Source organism: Legionella sp. ST3F1 (assembly GCF_048553315.1).
Taxonomy (GTDB): domain Bacteria; phylum Pseudomonadota; class Gammaproteobacteria; order Legionellales; family Legionellaceae; genus Tatlockia; species Tatlockia donaldsonii.
Map to the genome: position 1 here is coordinate 74,154 of NZ_JBLZIO010000015.1, position 17,400 is coordinate 91,553.

Consider the following 17,400-nt stretch of genomic DNA (forward strand, 5'->3'; position numbering starts at 1 on the left):
AACTAGTTGATGTTCTTTGAGATACTCGTTATACGGAGCCGGCGTTTATCAGCCAGAAAATGATAAATTGGGAAGATGGCCTTAGACTTCGACCAGTTGCCAAAACACCTTTTAATAGGCCAGGCTGATATTCGTTATCGATGCGTCATGACGTTAACATTGGAGCCGTGCTTGCAGCGTTTTATTAGGCCTTTAATCATTGGTTTGAAAGTCTCTCGCTTTTTTGCTTTGGTAAGGGTTTTCAGGCTTATTAATTTTTTGTGCGCTTGAAGGCAGGCCTTGCTCCCCATTATTTTTATAAATTTCCATCACATTCATTTCTATGCCTCGGCAAATATCTCCTAAGGGCAAATGGCTAAGTCTTTCCGGGGAGAATGGATTTTGCAGCTCTATCCCAATTTGATCCAGGGAGAACAAGGCATAAGCGACAAGTGCGGTCACTAATGGGTTTATAACGATCGAATAATCAACAAGGGCGATAGGTAGAATTAACAAAAATAATAGAATAAAACGCCGTGATTTAATTGCCATGACAAAAGGCATTGGGGTTTTTAATATACGTTCACAGGCTCCTTGACAATCTATTAACGTTTCACGACATTCTTCTGCTTTAAGAAAAGAAAATTCATTCATTTTATTTTCTTTTAACAATAGTGAAAGCAACCCTGCCACTTTGCTGGATATAAAATTGGGTTTATGAACGATTTTGGATAGCTCTTCCAAGGTTGTTGGACTGACTAAATGCTGTACTTCCTTAACCGACTCATCCATTCGCAAGTTGTTTTTCATTAAGTAAGGTATGGCGGCGATATACCCCATCAGTTGCTGGATAGAATGCTTTTCCGTTGATGACACATAATTATTAATTATTATGGCTAAATTTCGACTGTTATTAACGACAGTTCCCCACAGTTTCCTTGCCTCCCACCATCGATCATAACCGGCATTAATGCGAAACACTAAAATTAAACCCATCACAAGCCCTGCATACTCAAAGGGACTTATTGGAATAGCAAGCCACGGGATACATAAACTCAACAGGGATATGAAACAGGCGTAAAGAGTCACAACAAAGACTTGCTTTAGCACCTTAGGCGTCACTGAACCATGAATGGCGAGAGCCGAAGCAAGAAAATCAGGATACTCATACTTATTAACGATTTTTTTATTATCTTTCATCTTCGTACACGATTAAAATTTAGAAGCTAATCCGTTGAAACCTAACCCTCAAGCCAACCATTAAGTTGATTAACAGGTTGACGAGCCCCCCCATGCAGGGGGGCTTTTACCCCTATTCTTCCACCTTAATATCGATTTTTTTCTCAACCGATTGTTCTTTTTTAGGAATAGATATCTCAAGGACACCATGCTTATATTTGGCACTTATTTTGGCATCATCCGCAATTTTAGGTAAACTAAAGCGACGATAAAACTGCCCTTGAACGCGTTCTTTTCGAGTGTAGTCCTTATTTTGTTCAGTATTTTCAAAATACCGCTCACCTCGAAGAGTTAACACGTTGTTTTCGAGAGAGATGTTGATGTTCTCCTTGCTTACCCCTGGAATATCCGCCAGAACAAGAAATCGATCTTTTTCTTCTTTAATATCCACAGCGGGAGCCCAAGTGGACGTATCAACAAAAGAAGCATCCTCAAGTTGTCTACCCAACATGTTCTCGATAAGCGATCCGAGCTCCTTATAAGCAGGAAAATAATCACGTTTAATAATATTCATAAAAATCCCCCATGTTATTTAGCATAATCATTAAATAAGGACGATGGAATAAATTTCAAGGGGGTAACTGCAGGATCTTAAACGAGCGGGCAGGCTATAAGATTTCTAATTTTTCCTTTATAACTTGGTAGAGGCAAAGAAACGAATTAAATCACGGGTCTGCTGTAAATTGACTTGTGAATTAATCAAATTGAGTTGCACCTGGGTTGAGGCTTGCTCCCGTTGATTCACTAAAAATAGTGTACTGTCCCCTTCATAGAATTTTTCGCTTTCGCCTGCTTCAACCTGCTTCGCCAGTGCCAACTCCTCGGTTAGCAAATTCACTTGCTTTTGATACATTTTTTTAGAAATTAGCAGGTTGGTTAACTGATTTTTCAATTTGTCAAAGATGAATTTTTTCTCTGTAGCGATTTGTTGCAGTTCCGTGGTAGCAGTAATTAGCTTGCCTTTGGCTTCGCGTTGAAGCAGCGGAAATGTAAATCTTAAGCCAACCATGGCTGCTTGTGGAATTAGTAAGGGATCGCCGCCACTGCCATTTTGCTTGAAGGTATAAGCTGTGGCTTCCAAATTAGGTAATAAATCATTTTTTGCCAGATTCTGTTTTAGCTTAATTATTCGATAATACTTTTCGAGTTTACAAAAAATAGGGTGTTTGCGTATTTGGTCCTCAAGATTCGTATAGTCCTCGCGGCTGCCCGTCCCAGAAGTTAGGTCAACTGGCAATTGTCGTTCCAGAGGATATTTAGGCTGATTATTTTCATCCCTGTAATAAATTGAAAGATTAACAGCTGCTTGCTCAAATATCATTTGCCCCTGATTAACAAGTTGTTGACGCTGAATGATAAACTGCCTGTTTTCGGCAATGGCTAACCTGGCCAGATCTCCCTCGCTTGCCTGTTTAATAATCGCTTTTTGTCGTTTTTGCGCCAGATTTAAAAGCTGCTTGAAAATGGTGAGTTGTTTACCCGCCTGGACCCACTGCCAATAAGCTCTAATGGCCTCTTGATAGATTTTAATTTTTGTTGCACCAACCTCCTGATTGTTCATTTCAATTTTTTCTGCTTGCGTTAATAGTTTTGTACGCTCCTTGTCAATTAATCGATCTTTTAATAGGGGTAAGGTTAAACCTGTCCGATATTCTCCACCTGAATTGGTTAGATAATTTTTGTAGTAAATCGGCCAATCACCTCTACCGATACGATATCCGCCAAAGAATTTAAGGCCATTTGCAAGCGTGGGTATATTGATTTGATTGTCTGTATAATTGTTTATATAACCCCCAACAGGCTGAGAGCGGGTTTTCATATTCAGGTTAGGATCAAATTTCCCCAAAGCACTTAAATAATCGCCTTGCGCTTTCGTGACTTCCAGGCGGGCAATAAGAATTTGTGGGTAACATTCATTCACTCGTTTTAAAACAGTAGAGAGTGCCAGAGCATCCTTGCCTGTATGGGAAAAACAGGCGGGTGAAATTAAAACGAGAAACAAATTTATAACGGGTATGCACACACGATATTTTTCAAGTCTAGAGCTAGTCATGGTGTCGATTGCTCATCATCGCTTTCTGGCGGAAAACCATTATATTGACGCCAAAGCTCATACCATAAAGGGACTTTACCTAACTGGACCCATCCGTGCACACGTACACCTTGCCTTAGATATCGGTTATTTGGCCAAGGTTCATCAGGAATAATGACGGCGCGAAATAATCCTTGTCCATTATCGGTAGGGTCAATAAATGAAACGATACCACCGAAGGTTCCTACTGCAATTTCAGGCCAGCCACGAAATTGTATGGCAGGCCAACCCTCAAACTGCAGGCGGGCTTTCTGTTTTAAGCGTACAAAGGGGATATCATTACCACTAATCCATAACTCAACGGCGCGGGATTTCGTGTCTGGAATAATTTGCGCCAACACATCGCCAGCATTGACGACTACACTTTCCTGGCCTGTCAAACGCTTGAAAATAATTCCGCTTGTATGGGCTTTGATAAGCTGGGTTTGCTGGCGAGCAATACGAACATCGATATTCACCTTGTCAATGTTAGCTTGCGCTAAATCATTCTGGTATTTGGCATATTCAATTTGAGCTAATTCGTATTGGCGTTTTGAGTTAATACCCGAATCATATAATTTCTTTTGTCTTTCTAAGTTGGCTTTGCCTGCAAGAATAGCTTGCTCAGCTGCTTTGATACGTAAAAGGATTGCTTCTTTTTCCATGATCAGACGGGATAAAAGCTCCGGATCATTATCAGTGATATCGACAATAGGATCACCGGGTTTTACCACCATACCTTCATCAACGTACCATTTTTTTATTCGGCCTGTAATGGGTGAATTGACTGTGTGAAGTCGTTCAGTTGGGGAAAAAGCAATGACTTTTCCACTACCTAAAGCAAATTGCTGCCAAGGTGTCATGAGTAAAATGATTACGCAAATAATGAAAATACCTACTATTATCCTCAGTATTTTTTGTGGTTTTGGTAATTTAGCAATCATCGAATAGGCATACAATTTCATGATGGCAGCACCAGGTAATTCGATAGCTCATTGAAATGAGGTCGTTGGGTAGTAATCAGTAGAAGCGTTTCTTCCAGGGAGAGTATTAAGGACAATATACTATCCAGTTCATGCCCATTAAATGGATCCAGCACGCGATCAAGGACAATAAGCCGGGATTTAGTAATAATAGCCCGTACTATCATTAGTTTGGTCAGTTCCAATGGGGTAAAGACCGTTTGCCACTCATAGATTTTAGTCTGCAGTCCATCCGGCAAACCTACAATTTTATCGATGAGATTAAACTGTTTTAGCTGCTCAAAAATAGCATGACTATCCACGTTCCGGTGATTGAGTACCAGATTGTCGTAAATACTCCCTGCAAACCACTGCGGCTCACCAATAAGGGAGGTATGCTCCCTGAGTGCGATCAGGTTTTTACGGTTGTATGGAATGTTATTAATAGTAGTTGAAACATCGAGGGAGTCTCTTAATCCTAAAAGTTCCTCAATAAATTTCTGAAGCTGTTCTGTTTTTTCAGAAAAAACCAGCAAGGGATTACCACCGGATAAAGTTGCTTTCTCAACCGAAGGGATTTGGAACTCAATCAGCTGGAGCGGGTATAGCAATCGAGCATCAAATTCCGGGGCGGTATTTTCTAAAGGTAACGTCAAAACCTTTTCAAGTTTCTCTGCAGAAGCCTTAAGATCGTAAAAATTTTCTAATAAAGCGCCAAATCGTTTAAATGCATAAAGCAAAGCACCCAAGACAATTTCTGACGCGACTAATTGACCGAGGCTCAACTGATTGTTAATCACTAAGTAACCACCTAACCCAAGCAGCAGGCTGCCAGCTAGTGCAGACAGGCTATAGAACCCCACCTGATGTTTTACCAATTGTTTGAAATGACTATTTCTGGCCTTCAAAAAGCTGACGAGCTTTTTATCGACTTGCTTGACCACATAATTTTGATAGGAATCGAATTTAAATAAATATCGATTAATAAGAATTTCCTCTAACCATGCGCCAATCGCATGCTTTTCTGTACATTCGTCTTTGGCACTTTCTAAACCTTTTTTGTAGGGAATAAATATAATTAGCGAGACTCCCAGCAAGATAAAGCAATCAAAGGCAAGAAAGAGCGGGTGGTAAAAAAGAAGCAAAATTAACCCAAAGAACATTTGTAAACCGAGGTTAATCCCATATAACAATAAGCTTGCTAAAGACTTTTTGATGGTAACGATTTCAAAAAAACGATTAACTAATTCCGGTCCATGATGGGTTGAAAAAATTTCAAGCGAAAGGTTAGTGAAGCGCTTGGCGAGATTCAGGCTAATTTTGACCATTAATTTTTGTTGAATGATTTCAATAATGACAATTTGCCACACGCTGAGTGCACCCAGACCTATCATCAGAATAAGAACAGTCAAACTTAAGGTAATCACAGGCTGTAATAATTTGCCGAATGCAATTAAATTAACCAGGATTTGTGCTGCAACTGGAACCACCAAGGACAAAATACTAATCATGAAACTAATAATAATAATCGAAAGCATTGTCGAGCGGTCTAACACATCCATAATTGAAAATGCTGGATTTTTATTCATTTCAGGTTACTTCCTTGCATCGTTAAATCCACTTTATAGGAACTTATTGATTATAAATATTAATACTTCATTTTTTTTAATATAAAAAATTCCAGTGACTCCACTGCCTTGCTATTGTCCTTCTTTTTTAACAGGGAAATATGGATGTCGTCCAAGGCAGGTAAAAAATCATAGTCAAGCCGCTCGAGGTAAGGAGGAATCATTGTGCGTTGAATAGCAGTGATACCCAATCCAGCCCGTACAGCCGCCATCTTGCTGGCATAACTTGGGCTGCTATATACCAGTTGCCAATTAAGATTAGCCTTGGCCAGCGCATTAATGACGTTACCCCGATAGACGCAAGGCTTCGGTGATAATACGAGAGGTATCCCGGTCCCTTTATCCAGGGAAGGAAGCAGTTCTTTCTTCCCAATCCACTCAACCGGCTCACTCCAGACATTGAGCCCGTCATCAAAGATATCTTGTTGCGTCGTTTTTATCAGGATTAGATCAAATTTTCCCTGATTGAATTTCTCGATCAGGTTAAGCGTCAGATCACATTCCACATTGAGGATAACTCTGGGGTGCAATCGTGCGAACTCAACGAGTACATCGGATAATATCATTGTGGCAAAATCTTCAGGTAACCCGAACCGGATTTCACCCTCCAGTTCCGGCTCTTTGAATCGATCTAGCAATTCCCGGTGTAGTTCATAGATACGCTTTGCATAACCTAAAAAAATTTCTCCATCCGTGGTTAATGACAACTCTTTGCCTCTGTTAATCAGCGGTTTTTCTACAAGGGATTCCAATTTGGCAATTTGCTGGCTGATTGCAGATTGGGTGCGCCCAACTCGTTCAGCTGCTTTGGTAAAACTTCTTGTTTCCGCCACCGAGAGGAAGCACTGCAGGGTAATCGTATCAATGCTCATTAGAATTCCTAATAATAATCATAACTATTTTTAATTTAACTTATATCACTTTATCTAATATATTCCAATCGTATCAGAAACATTTCTAATGAGGAATACTGTGAACATTCAAATGACTTTCTTTGTTGCCCTTCTCGCCTGCCCCTTCTTCGCGCTGATAGTGAACTGCCTTGCAGGAAGAAAGCAACCCATGGTAACGGCCCATATCGCCAGTTTATTGATTGGTATTGGCTTTTTAACAGGCTTGATACTGTTGATCAGCACTCCCTCATCAACAGCGCCTTCTGTTTATTGGTTATTCGGCCTTAATACCCTAAGTTTATTGCTGTGCACCTTAATCTTGTTTGTGAGCTTTGTGGTGCATCGCTTTTCCATAAGATATATGGATGGCGACAGGCTTTATTCCCGTTACTTTTTTACCCTTGCCAGCATTACCCTCAGTGCAACATTCATGGTTCTTGCTGACAACCTCGTCCTGTTTTGGATCTCCTGGTCGCTGAGCAATGTCTTTCTAATACTGCTTATGGTGCATAAAAGCCAATGGTCTGCTGCTAAAAATTCAGGTTGGTTGGCTCTCAACACGCTACTTCCAGGAAGTTTAAGCCTATTGGCAGTGTTCATTTTGATGGCTGTAAATACTCACACCTTGTCTATGCAGCACTTACTCAGCCAATCCAATGTAATTTTTACACCCGCTCTCTTTCTTGCCCTGGGGCTGATAATGTGTACGGCAGTGACCCAATCGGCGTTGTGGCCATTTCACCGCTGGCTCATAAGCTCCTTGAACTCACCAACGCCAGTATCTGCACTGATGCATGCGGGACTCGTTAATGGCGGCGGCATTCTGATTGTTAAATTCGCCCCCTTATTTGCCATTAACAAAGAACCACTGGCGGTTTTATTTATACTGGGTGCCGTATCCGCCTTATTGGGTACGATTTGGAAGTTAATGCAAACTGACATTAAACGCATGCTTGCCTGCTCCACGATGGCTCAGATGGGGTTTATGATGATGCAATGCGGTGTAGGTTTATTTGCCGCAGCGATAGCACATCTTTGCTGGCATGGTTTATTCAAGGCCTACCTGTTTTTAAGTTCAGGCTCGGCAGTTAAACAGAAAAAATCAGAGGTTACCCCTTCGAAAGCGTCTCCTGGGCTACTGGTCGCTTCTCTTGCCGGTGGGTTGGTTGCGATGACTGCTTTTGCCTTTGCCACGAATAAGCCTGTTTCCTTCTTCGAAGCCAGTGCTTTTGTCTTGTTTTTTGCTTTCATCGCTGGAGCGCAACTCATGCTTACATGGGTTCGTAGCCACCAGACACCTTTAAGCGTGCTATCAGGGCTCCTGCTTACTTCGTTTTCTGGCCTCCTGTATGGCGGAAGCATTCACCTTGTTGAGCTTTTGATACCGAGCCTATTAACCATCCAGGCTGCACAACTATCGCTGCTCCACTGGTTCGTAATGATTTTATTCGGTTCCTTGTGGGCAATATTTAATCTTGGAGTACATCAAACCATGGCGAAATCCAAATTTGGATGCTGGCTTTATATCACTTTGTTTAATGCTGGCCAGCCATCAAGAAGAACAGTGACTGCTTTACGAAACGATTATAACTACTAATTTGTTAAGGAGTTTTTATGGCTACTGCAAAAATTTTATCTGAAAAAGAGATGACCAGTACTCGTCCTAAAAAAGAGGAAGCGGCTTTTCATCACACCAAAAAGGAAGACCTTCAAATACAAGCCCTGGTGCACAATGCCGCAAAATGCATTGCGCCTGTTTGGCCGCTTGAAACGTTTATCGCTTGTAATCCTTTGCAAGGATTTGAAGCACAATCTTTTGAAGAGGCACTGGCTAAAGGCGGCTTTAGACGTCAAAGGGCAGAGCGTAATCTTCCTTTGGAAGAGGTTAATCTGCAAATGATTAAATGGTGTGGTGGTTTTTTTGATGCCGGGCAAGGAAGTATTGAAATGCCGCATCGTGATAAGGGTTTTTATTTTGGGTTCTTAAAACTGGCTTCTTTTGATAAGCAATTGCACCAAAATAAAAAAGAGTCAAAAGAATTTTTGCGGCAATTACCTGAGTCAGCCGAAGAAGCAATTAACCTGTGCCTTTCAAGACTGAATGTTCCTCAGGGACAAGAAGAAGCGTTTCTTGCCAAGACACTTTGTTATTTACCCGGGTGGGCAGGTTTTGTGAAATGGAAGACGGATTGGCAGAACTCAAAACAGCCCGATGAAAAGCCCGTTACCCTCACCGATTTCATCGCCGTGCGCCTGGTGCTGACTTGTGTGCTCTGGCCTGATGCAATCCAAGAAAAAAAAAGCGTCGAAGATGGCTCTTTGGTTAAAAAAATGATGGCGCAACTAAAAAGCAAGGAAGATTCTTACCGGCAGAAGCTATTGAGCCAACTTTTGCCAGAGGTCAAAAAAGGCGAGGTCCCTGTTTCGCGCAGAAGCGCTCAGTTAGTGTTTTGCATCGATGTTCGTTCTGAACCTTTCCGCCGCGCAATCGAGTCTTTAGGGCATTACGAGACCTTGGGTTTTGCCGGATTTTTTGGTCTACCTGTTCAAGTCAATGAGTTTGATGTTAATAAAACTAAAGAGTGTTGTCCTGTCTTATTAAAGCCGAAGTATGCCATTAAAGAAGTACCCGTTGCTGCGAACAAAGACGATTTTGAGCGTTATCAGCGAGGCAAAGCACTTATTAACAGTTTTACAAGCCTCTATGGCCAATTGAAGCATAATTTTTCAACACCCTTTGCATTGGTTGAATCGTTAGGACTGTGGTGTGGTTTGAACATGACTTTAAAATCGTTATCACCAACACTCAGTAAACATTCAGTGTCTGCCATCAACAACTGGTTGAAGCCTGCTCTCCCAACTAAAGTGACCTATGAGTTAAGTGAAACGGATCCAGAGCATGGTTTGTCTGTACAAGAGCAGATTAATTATGCAGAAACGGTATTGCGTCTCATGGGACTCACTTCAGGTTTTGCCAAACTCATTCTTCTTTGCGGGCATGGAAGTACGACAGAAAATAATCCCTATGCTTCTGCGTTAGACTGCGGTGCCTGTGGGGGGAATCATGGCGGTATTAATGCCCGATTATTGGCTTCAATCCTGAATAAAGCGACAGTTCGACGGGGTCTGGAAGACCGTGGAATGCACATCCCCCTTGATACGGTATTTTATGGAGCGCTTCATAATACAACCACTGACTCCGTGGAACTATACACTGAAGAGGGGCCTGAACCCATTTATCCTGATCTCGTCAGTAAACTTCAAGAGGACTTAAAAGAAGCACGGCGTCTAACGAATCAGGAGCGAGGGGTTAAATTGCATAGTAGTCATCCTCATAAAGACCTTGCAAGAAGAAGCCTGGACTGGTCTGAAACACGACCTGAATGGGGATTGGCACGCAATGCGGCATTCATCGTTGCTCCTCGTCATCTTACAAAAAATCTCTCTCTTGATGGCCGGTGTTTCTTACATTCTTATCGCTTTGAACAAGATAAAGATGGCGCCTTGCTTGAGACCATTTTGACCGCACCCATGGTGGTTGCTGAATGGATCAATACCCAATATTTGTTTTCTACTCTCGATAATGTTGCTTTTGGAAGTGGCAGCAAGATAACCCATAACGTGGTTGGGACCATTGGGGTGATGCAGGGAAATGGGAGCGATCTCATGCATGGCCTTCCCCTGCAATCGGTCATGCGTTCTGATGAGCTGGCTTATCATGAACCACAGCGCTTATTGACGGTTGTTTACGCACCGAGAGAGATCGTTTCTAAGGTGATTGAAAAGCACTCTATCTTAAAGACTTTATTCTTTAACCAATGGGTTCACTTAGTGGTGATAGATCCAATCAATCAATCGCCTTATCAATTGAATCAATCCGGTCAGTGGGTTTTTGTTAATAAGTAATCAGGAGAAAAAAAATGACAGTTATTAAGGTTCAAGAAAGAAAAAACATCGGGATTAATTTGCATCCAATGAAAAAGATTGAGATTGTTGTTGCCGGAGAACATGAACACCTTATCACCTCTATGATGGAAGAAGCCTCTGTGACAGGATATACCCTGATAAGAAATGTCTCAGGAAAAGGGCATCATGGCTTTCATGAAGGAAAAATGATGTTTAATGATAAGTCCTCTCTAGTTTTATTTATTGCTGTGGCACCTGAAGAGGTAATTGCAACGATCGCCCTGGGGATGAAGACTGTATTTCAAAAGGAGTCTGGAGTCATGTTTGTTTCGGATGTTTCGGTCGCCCGGCTTGATTATTTCCACATTATGAATACTTAATCATGTACTATAAAAATCAGACCATTTTGTTGGCATCCAAGCATGAGAAAGAACATGCCATTGCCCAACCTTTTATCAACAGGCTATCGTGCACCCTTCGTGTGCACGATTTTGATACGGATCAGTTCGGTACCTTTACTGGAGAGATTGAGCGAACCCTGAGCCCCTATGAAACCTGTCTCTTGAAAGCCCAAAAAGCGGCAGAGCGCTACGATTATGCGCTTGCTTTAGCCTCTGAGGGCAGTTTTGGCCCGCATCCGGACTTCCCTTTTGTACCGAGCGCTCATGAGTTGATGGTATTTATTGATAGGGAACATAATTGGGTTGTTGCAGAGCAGCTTGTAAGCCCAAAAACAAACTATGCGATGATAACGATTAATGAACATAGCGAGATTGACTCCTTTCTGGAGCGAGTTCGATTCCCATCTCATGCACTCATCGTACAATCCATTAATAGAAAACGGGTTTTTGCAAAAGGCATTAAAGAGTTAGAGAGCTTGATTCATTATGTATCCCTGGGCTTTAAAACAGAGAAAGAGCTTCTTTTAGCAACCGATATGCGCGCGATGATGAATCCTACCCGAATGGAAGTCATTGGCGAGTTAGCCGATAAATTAGCACAAAGGATTGCAACCCTTTGTGTCCAGTGTGGGTGCCCAGGTTTTGGGTTCAAAAGTACGCGCGGCACCCTCCCTTGCTCTTTTTGTGGTTCCTCAACGTCATTTTATGAAGAAGAGGTCTGGGGTTGTATTGCCTGTGATCATCAACAACCTAAAGTACGAAGAGATGGGTTGTTAGAAGCAGATCCTGCGTACTGCGATTATTGTAACCCCTAATTGAACTGGATTGGGTTCAATAGGATGACTGAAAATTCTACCAACCTATCCCCCTGGGATAGGCGTATGGAAGCCTCATCGCATAAGGATCCTTATGCGATGAAATTAAAATCAAACCCTCATTGGTTAAAAACTAGTGATTGATCCACAACCCTTTTTTCTGTTGAGTTGCCGGTTCTTCGAGTGCAATAGTTAAAAAGTCCGAGCCAACCTCCAGGCGAAGTAGATACAGAAAAATGGCTCGCTTCCTCTTTCTGTAGAACTACTTGTTGCTCAACAGAAGATTTCGGACGAAAGCCAAGACTGTTTAATAATCTGAACGTTGTTTCCCCCTGAAGCGCACTCTCAACTTTATTCTCAGGGAGAGAAGCCGGAGCAACTGTTTCCTGATGTTTTAGGCGATATAAATTGGCTAAAACAAGCGCTGACTCCACAACCATTAATGCAACACCCATCGCTGGATTTAGTGCAAAATCCAAAGCCACAAACAATCCTGAAGCCACCAAGGTAATGACTGAGTTATAAGTTAAACTCACGAATAAGTTTTGGGAAATATTTTGTTTGGTTTTTGATGCAACGTCAAACGCAGTTACAATAGGAAATAACAAACCCTGTTGAACAACTATACCCGCTTTTTGTTTCGTTACTTTATCACCTATACTTGATTCTACCGCAATCCCTATGTCTGCTTCTCCGATGGCTAAAAGATCATTCAACGCATCACCTACCATAGCGACTTTGTGCCCCTGGCGTTGCAATTTTTTAATGTAACTATCCTTGGAAACCTCATCATCGCTAGTAGATGCACCAACAGTATTTGCACAAATATTGCTGAGAGGGATACCCAGTAAGGCAGCATATTGTTTTGCGGTTTCTTTATCCGCACCGGTACAGATATGGACCTGTTTTCCCATCAACTGTAATTGCTTTACTGTGACAATCGCATCAGCACGTAATTTATCGGTTAGAGCAATTTGTCCGATTACCTCTGATCCCCGCACCATATAAATGGTCCCATTTTTATTGTCGTCATAAGGCGGGTTAATCGTATCAACGCCGTTAGCACGAAGCATCTCCCTATTGCCAACCATAAATGTTTCACCAGAGATAATCCCTTTAAAACCGGAGTGGTGGTTTGCATCCGGTGATGTGACCTCCAGGGAGTCATCAATAAGAACCCCTTGTTTCACTATATAGTCCTTAATCGTTTTTCCTACAGGGTGAGGCGCCTGACTTTCTAATAAAGCAATAAATTTCAGTAAAGGTTTGTTTTTTTCTTCTATAAACAGGTTGCTAACTGAAACCTCGCCTTGTGTAAGCGTGCCATTTAAATCAAAAACGACGGTATCAATATCAGAGGCACTCTGTAACGTCTTACCATCTTTATAATGAACTCCTTTCTCGGAGGCTTTCTTCATACCAATTCTGACAGCCATAGGAGTAATCATACTCAATGCACAAGGGCATGCACTTACAAGAACAGAAATGACGCACTGAATAGCGAGTACAGGTGAAAATAATGAACTGACAACGACTCCTGATACGAATGCAACAGTCAGCAGACCAGGAACAAAGTATTTAAGGATTTGATTTGCTAATAGCTCAACAGGCGCTTTTTCATCATTTGCTTTATTTATTTTTTTTGCAATTAATGACAGATAGGAATTTTGATAGGTTTTGGTAACCCGCATTTCCAATGGAGACATGTGATTAGCCAGGCACATACCAGCTTTTACCACATCACCTGGCTTAAATTGCTTTAGATGCGGTGAGCCATCAATTCTTGTGGTATACAACAATGCTGATTGCATTAATACGCCATCAACGGGAATAACTTCTCCTTTATTCAGGATAATAATATCATTGGGGACAAGCTGTTTAACCGAGATTTTACGCTCTCCATCCGCTTTTAATAAGGCGGTTTCAGAGACGCAATCACGTATATCCAGTTTTTCATGAAGTTTGTCCAATAAGCTATGCTCAATCGCCTCACCCAAGTGCCAAAATCCTAAAATAAGCGGGGCTGACTCTAGCATCATAGGTAAGCCTGGCACGAAGAAACTGACGGTAGAGACGGCAATAATAGTTAAGGTACTTATAGTATATAACGAGCTCATCTCCCATTTTCTTTGGAGCAACGAATGCCAGGCAGACTGGTATACTCGATGTCCCAGATATAAGGTGACCAACGTAGAGGACCCGGTGATTAAGTAATAAGCGAGCATAGGAATGTTGATGCCTGCAACAAACAGTGTCAGCAAACCTATACCGTATACCAACCCTATAGCGGCTTTGAGCCAGTGGCGATCATGGTGGTCATGATGGTCATGGTGGCCATGATGGTCATGGTGGCCATGGTGGCCATGGTGTTTATGATGGTCATGCTCGCCATGGTGTTTATGATGGCCATGGTGGCCATGGTGTTTATGGTGGTCATGCTCGCCATGGTGTTTATGATGGTCATGCTCGCCATGGTGTTTATGATGGTCATGCTCGCCATGGTGTTTATGGTGGTCATGCTCGCCATGATCATCATGTGAGCAACCCAGTTCATGCGCGCAACGAACTTTTAACCGTTCTTCGTCCTCAAGTACTTCATGTTCTATTTTCTCTTTGAGCGATATATGATTATTTTGTAAAACAAGCAACCACTTGTCCTGGTGGTGTGTGATTTCTTCTTCTGATTCACATAAAATGCTAATGCTCGGCTCGTCGCTCGTTAAATCAAAGGACGCACGGATAAACCCAAGCTCTTTTTGAGAGGTTAATAGGGATTGATTGAGCTCTTCTGTATCAGAGGCTCCTGATTCAGAAAGATAAAAGCGAAAATACCTAAAAGACATACAACACCTTTTATTAATGAGGTTACAGACGTTTAATTAAACTAATGATTGAAAATTAATTTTTTAAAGTGGTAAAAATCATTGCTGCGATAACCATTGATAAGGCCAGGTGTATCAGCTACAGTCATCCGGTTATCAATATTAGCGTTAAACATTTATGCCACTCCAACCCAATTAAAGTGGTATAATATAACACTTTATTGAAGTGTTACAATATAACAGATGATAAAATTCACGCGAACATTCGTAATACGTGATTTATGGTAAAATCATGGTGTCGTTATTAGGAGATAATATAGAGAATGAGTGAGGGCTTTCTAAACGAGGCATATGAGTACTGTGTTAAAAACGGTTACCGATTTACTGAGCCAAGAGAACGTGTCCTGAAAATACTTCTCTATGAATCGAAGCCTATGGGGGCTTATGAAATTTTAGAAAGATTATCTAATGAAATGGGTAAACAAAATCCGCCTACGGTCTATCGAGCTATACAATTTTGGCATCAAGAAGGGTTTATTCATTGTATTGATAGCCTCAAAGCCTATGTCGCATGCTCACATGGAAAACATATTGGACAGAGCAAGTTTCTTATTTGTACACAATGTGATTTTGTTAAGGAGTTAGACGGTGTTGTTGATTTTACTCCTGTAACCAAATTGGCAACAGCGATTGATTTTGAAATCATGAATTGTACAGTAGAAATTAAGGGGCTATGTGCTGACTGCAAACATTAATTTTCCTGTACGAGAATCGTGGCCACTTCCTGAGAATGAAAATACCGAAGCCTCTACTCCGATTGATAACGATGAAAGTCCTTTATTGGGAGAAACCGCTATGGCTTCTCCGAAAAGCCGTGTTTCACGGTAACTGAAAAAATACTGTGCGTACTGACGTAAGCGATTGCTGTCTTACGTCCCTGATGGTCTTGATTGTTGAATGCGAGATTCAACCCTCTGAGGCCATGGGTACCTTTATAACCTAAGCGACGTAAGAAATCGTCGTCACCGTTAACTTACTTTCCTCGCCATTTACCCGCAACGTCACTCTATCTCCAACCCTTGCTTTCAATAATGTTTTCGCCAAGGGTGAAATCCAGCTTATTTTTCCTGCACTAATATCTGCTTCATCCACACCGACAATTTTGACCGTATGGGATTCACCCTTTTCATTGCTATATTGAACCGTAGCGCCAAAAAATACTTGAGTAAGCCCCACTTGCAGTTTGGGGTCGACTATCTGGGCGCTTTCCAGGCGTTTCGTCAAATAGCGAATGCGTCTGTCAATTTCACGTAATCGTTTTTTTCCATAAATATAATCGCCATTTTCAGAGCGATCCCCATTGCCCGCGGCCCAACTGACTACTTTCACAATGTCCGGTCTTTCATTACTGACTAAATGGCGTAATTCAGATTGCAGCATTGCAAAACCGACAGGTGTCATATAATTTTTTATACTTGGTAACACGGTATCTGGTCGCTCCGGTTCACTATACTCGTCATCTTCTTTCGTAAAAGCCTTACTCATTATTAACTCTCCAATTGTCTAAATTAGACAACTCATCAGGACTTCTTTCGTCTTTAGCAGCTGCTAATCAGGCGCTTGATATCTAATAATGATCTATACAGCGCTTAGGAAATTCTATTCGTAGCGACCTTGCATGTTGAACTCTTCTGCTAAGCTAAAAGTAATCGCCCCATCACTAGAGTCAACCAATTTCTAAAATTTGTAGGAGTACATAAGATAACGGTATTATAAGGTACTTAGGAGTTCATACAAAATTCAAGCCTGACATATTGGTATTGCCCTACTCCAAAAAATACTTATAGTTCACATTAAAAACCTGTTCCAGTCGTTTAGCTATAGTTTTTCCAATGGGTCGCTTCCCATTTTCCATTTTTGATAAATTTGCTTGGGTAACATTAATAAGTTTGGCAAATTCCATCTGATTTAAATTTTCACGAGCTCGTAATCCTTTTAAAAGGGCTCCTGCTTTTGTATATTGCTCGCGAATATTTTTAAACACATCCTCCACTGAAACTGTTTCTTTGTCTTCATTTTCAATGGAATGAACACGGTATTGGTCCGCTATATTTTTAGGAATAGCGTAAGCGAAATTCCCAATACGAAAATGCAAAATTTTATCTTGAGATATATTATTTTTTTCAGTAGGGTGCTTTTTCGTGTGTGCCTGCATAATACACCTCAATAATTTTGACTTCGTCTTCTACCACTTCTACCACTTCCCAACAACAAACGTATGTTGGATTACCTTTTATTAAATGGCAATGCCTTAAATCGCGATTGCTTTTTACACCTTTAAGTCCCTGCAGTTTGCCATAATTAGGCCAAGATTTACCAGGAAAGGGGCCATTATTAGCTAAATCAGTTACTAATAAATTCAAAGCTAATTTCGCTGATTTACTGAGATTCGCTGTTTGCTTCTCCGCTTTCCTTGTCAATCTAACGAGCCAGCTCATTTAATGTATATACCATTTATTGACATATGTCTAATAATGACATATTTGTAAATAAAAATATAGAAGGGTGCCCTAAGTGGAAAGAGTAAACCCGCATAGCCTGGTTGCCTGCAACTGTCTCTTGATCAGATCTCTGCCGATTTTTTGTACAACAAGTAACCTTCTAAACGCTCTTGGAGTTTAAAC

Annotated in this window: 16 protein-coding genes; 6 read left to right on the forward strand and 10 right to left on the reverse strand. The window is 41.3% G+C overall.

The window, feature by feature from the left end:
• Positions 1–192: 192 nt before the first annotated feature.
• From ACN4Z1_RS11180 to ACN4Z1_RS11205, 6 genes are all read right to left on the reverse strand, one after another.
• On the reverse strand, positions 193–1,179 hold the full coding sequence (locus tag ACN4Z1_RS11180) for a bestrophin family protein (protein WP_228363113.1): 987 nt from the start codon (positions 1,177–1,179) through the stop codon (positions 193–195).
• A 112-nt stretch (positions 1,180–1,291) separates the two neighbouring features.
• Positions 1,292–1,732, reverse strand: coding sequence for an Hsp20/alpha crystallin family protein (locus ACN4Z1_RS11185; protein WP_419388157.1), 441 nt, complete (start codon positions 1,730–1,732; stop codon positions 1,292–1,294).
• 117 nt (positions 1,733–1,849) lie between these two features.
• On the reverse strand, positions 1,850–3,271 hold the full coding sequence (locus ACN4Z1_RS11190) for a TolC family protein (RefSeq protein WP_419413448.1): 1,422 nt from the start codon (positions 3,269–3,271) through the stop codon (positions 1,850–1,852).
• Positions 3,268–4,254: an HlyD family secretion protein gene (locus tag ACN4Z1_RS11195; RefSeq protein ID WP_228363115.1), complete on the reverse strand. Its 987-nt coding sequence runs from the start codon at positions 4,252–4,254 to the stop codon at positions 3,268–3,270. The genes ACN4Z1_RS11190 and ACN4Z1_RS11195 overlap by 4 nt, the downstream gene beginning before the upstream one ends.
• Positions 4,251–5,840 (reverse strand): ABC transporter transmembrane domain-containing protein, encoded by a 1,590-nt coding sequence (locus tag ACN4Z1_RS11200; protein WP_419388159.1) that lies wholly within the window; start codon positions 5,838–5,840, stop codon positions 4,251–4,253. The genes ACN4Z1_RS11195 and ACN4Z1_RS11200 overlap by 4 nt, the downstream gene beginning before the upstream one ends.
• 59 nt (positions 5,841–5,899) lie before the next feature.
• Positions 5,900–6,751, reverse strand: coding sequence for a LysR substrate-binding domain-containing protein (locus ACN4Z1_RS11205; RefSeq protein ID WP_228363117.1), 852 nt, complete (start codon positions 6,749–6,751; stop codon positions 5,900–5,902).
• A gap of 100 nt (positions 6,752–6,851) precedes the next feature.
• Between ACN4Z1_RS11205 and ACN4Z1_RS11210 the strand changes: the two genes are divergently transcribed.
• Genes ACN4Z1_RS11210 through ACN4Z1_RS11225 form a run of 4 tightly spaced genes read left to right on the forward strand, consistent with a single transcriptional unit; the run spans position 6,852 to position 11,894 of the window.
• Positions 6,852–8,369: a proton-conducting transporter membrane subunit gene (locus ACN4Z1_RS11210; RefSeq protein WP_419388160.1), complete on the forward strand. Its 1,518-nt coding sequence runs from the start codon at positions 6,852–6,854 to the stop codon at positions 8,367–8,369.
• Positions 8,370–8,386: 17 nt separating this feature from the next.
• Complete coding sequence (locus ACN4Z1_RS11215) at positions 8,387–10,678, forward strand: DUF2309 domain-containing protein (RefSeq protein WP_419388161.1); 2,292 nt, start codon at positions 8,387–8,389, stop codon at positions 10,676–10,678.
• 14 nt (positions 10,679–10,692) lie between these two features.
• Complete coding sequence (locus tag ACN4Z1_RS11220) at positions 10,693–11,058, forward strand: P-II family nitrogen regulator (protein WP_115222487.1); 366 nt, start codon at positions 10,693–10,695, stop codon at positions 11,056–11,058.
• A gap of 2 nt (positions 11,059–11,060) precedes the next feature.
• Entirely contained in the window at positions 11,061–11,894 is an 834-nt protein-coding gene (locus ACN4Z1_RS11225) for a DUF6671 family protein (protein WP_419388162.1), read from the forward strand.
• A 119-nt stretch (positions 11,895–12,013) separates the two neighbouring features.
• Here ACN4Z1_RS11225 and ACN4Z1_RS11230 read toward each other — a convergent pair whose 3' ends face one another.
• Entirely contained in the window at positions 12,014–14,737 is a 2,724-nt protein-coding gene (locus ACN4Z1_RS11230) for a heavy metal translocating P-type ATPase (RefSeq protein WP_419413449.1), read from the reverse strand.
• 302 nt (positions 14,738–15,039) lie between these two features.
• Here ACN4Z1_RS11230 and ACN4Z1_RS11235 point away from each other — a divergent pair, with 302 nt between their 5' ends.
• Positions 15,040–15,471, forward strand: coding sequence for a Fur family transcriptional regulator (locus tag ACN4Z1_RS11235; RefSeq protein ID WP_228363122.1), 432 nt, complete (start codon positions 15,040–15,042; stop codon positions 15,469–15,471).
• Positions 15,452–15,604, forward strand: coding sequence for a hypothetical protein (locus ACN4Z1_RS11240; protein ID WP_228363123.1), 153 nt, complete (start codon positions 15,452–15,454; stop codon positions 15,602–15,604). The genes ACN4Z1_RS11235 and ACN4Z1_RS11240 overlap by 20 nt, the downstream gene beginning before the upstream one ends.
• Before the next feature lie 111 nt (positions 15,605–15,715).
• Here the strand turns inward: ACN4Z1_RS11240 and greB are convergent, their stop codons facing one another.
• From greB to ACN4Z1_RS11255, 3 genes are all read right to left on the reverse strand, one after another.
• Positions 15,716–16,261, reverse strand: a complete 546-nt coding sequence (gene greB / locus ACN4Z1_RS11245) for a transcription elongation factor GreB (RefSeq protein ID WP_228363124.1) — start codon at positions 16,259–16,261, stop codon at positions 15,716–15,718.
• 280 nt (positions 16,262–16,541) lie between these two features.
• Complete coding sequence (locus tag ACN4Z1_RS11250) at positions 16,542–16,931, reverse strand: helix-turn-helix domain-containing protein (RefSeq protein WP_228363125.1); 390 nt, start codon at positions 16,929–16,931, stop codon at positions 16,542–16,544.
• Positions 16,900–17,214: a hypothetical protein gene (locus tag ACN4Z1_RS11255; protein ID WP_228363126.1), complete on the reverse strand. Its 315-nt coding sequence runs from the start codon at positions 17,212–17,214 to the stop codon at positions 16,900–16,902. The genes ACN4Z1_RS11250 and ACN4Z1_RS11255 overlap by 32 nt, the downstream gene beginning before the upstream one ends.
• Positions 17,215–17,400 lie beyond the last annotated feature (186 nt).

Excerpts from the sequence above, each read along its gene's own strand:
- ACN4Z1_RS11185 (WP_419388157.1), bottom strand. The coding sequence starts at position 1,732 with ATGAATATTATTAAACGTGATTATTTTCCTGCTTATAAGGAGCTCGGA.
- ACN4Z1_RS11220 (WP_115222487.1), top strand. The coding sequence starts at position 10,693 with ATGACAGTTATTAAGGTTCAAGAAAGAAAAAACATCGGGATTAATTTG.
- ACN4Z1_RS11180 (WP_228363113.1), bottom strand. The coding sequence starts at position 1,179 with ATGAAAGATAATAAAAAAATCGTTAATAAGTATGAGTATCCTGATTTT.
- ACN4Z1_RS11225 (WP_419388162.1), top strand. The coding sequence starts at position 11,061 with ATGTACTATAAAAATCAGACCATTTTGTTGGCATCCAAGCATGAGAAA.
- ACN4Z1_RS11235 (WP_228363122.1), top strand. The coding sequence starts at position 15,040 with ATGAGTGAGGGCTTTCTAAACGAGGCATATGAGTACTGTGTTAAAAAC.
- ACN4Z1_RS11190 (WP_419413448.1), bottom strand. The coding sequence starts at position 3,271 with ATGACTAGCTCTAGACTTGAAAAATATCGTGTGTGCATACCCGTTATA.
- ACN4Z1_RS11215 (WP_419388161.1), top strand. The coding sequence starts at position 8,387 with ATGGCTACTGCAAAAATTTTATCTGAAAAAGAGATGACCAGTACTCGT.
- ACN4Z1_RS11200 (WP_419388159.1), bottom strand. The coding sequence starts at position 5,840 with ATGAATAAAAATCCAGCATTTTCAATTATGGATGTGTTAGACCGCTCG.
- ACN4Z1_RS11205 (WP_228363117.1), bottom strand. The coding sequence starts at position 6,751 with ATGAGCATTGATACGATTACCCTGCAGTGCTTCCTCTCGGTGGCGGAA.
- ACN4Z1_RS11255 (WP_228363126.1), bottom strand. The coding sequence starts at position 17,214 with ATGAGCTGGCTCGTTAGATTGACAAGGAAAGCGGAGAAGCAAACAGCG.
- ACN4Z1_RS11250 (WP_228363125.1), bottom strand. The coding sequence starts at position 16,931 with ATGCAGGCACACACGAAAAAGCACCCTACTGAAAAAAATAATATATCT.
- ACN4Z1_RS11230 (WP_419413449.1), bottom strand. The coding sequence starts at position 14,737 with ATGTCTTTTAGGTATTTTCGCTTTTATCTTTCTGAATCAGGAGCCTCT.
- ACN4Z1_RS11195 (WP_228363115.1), bottom strand. The coding sequence starts at position 4,254 with ATGAAATTGTATGCCTATTCGATGATTGCTAAATTACCAAAACCACAA.
- greB (WP_228363124.1), bottom strand. The coding sequence starts at position 16,261 with ATGAGTAAGGCTTTTACGAAAGAAGATGACGAGTATAGTGAACCGGAG.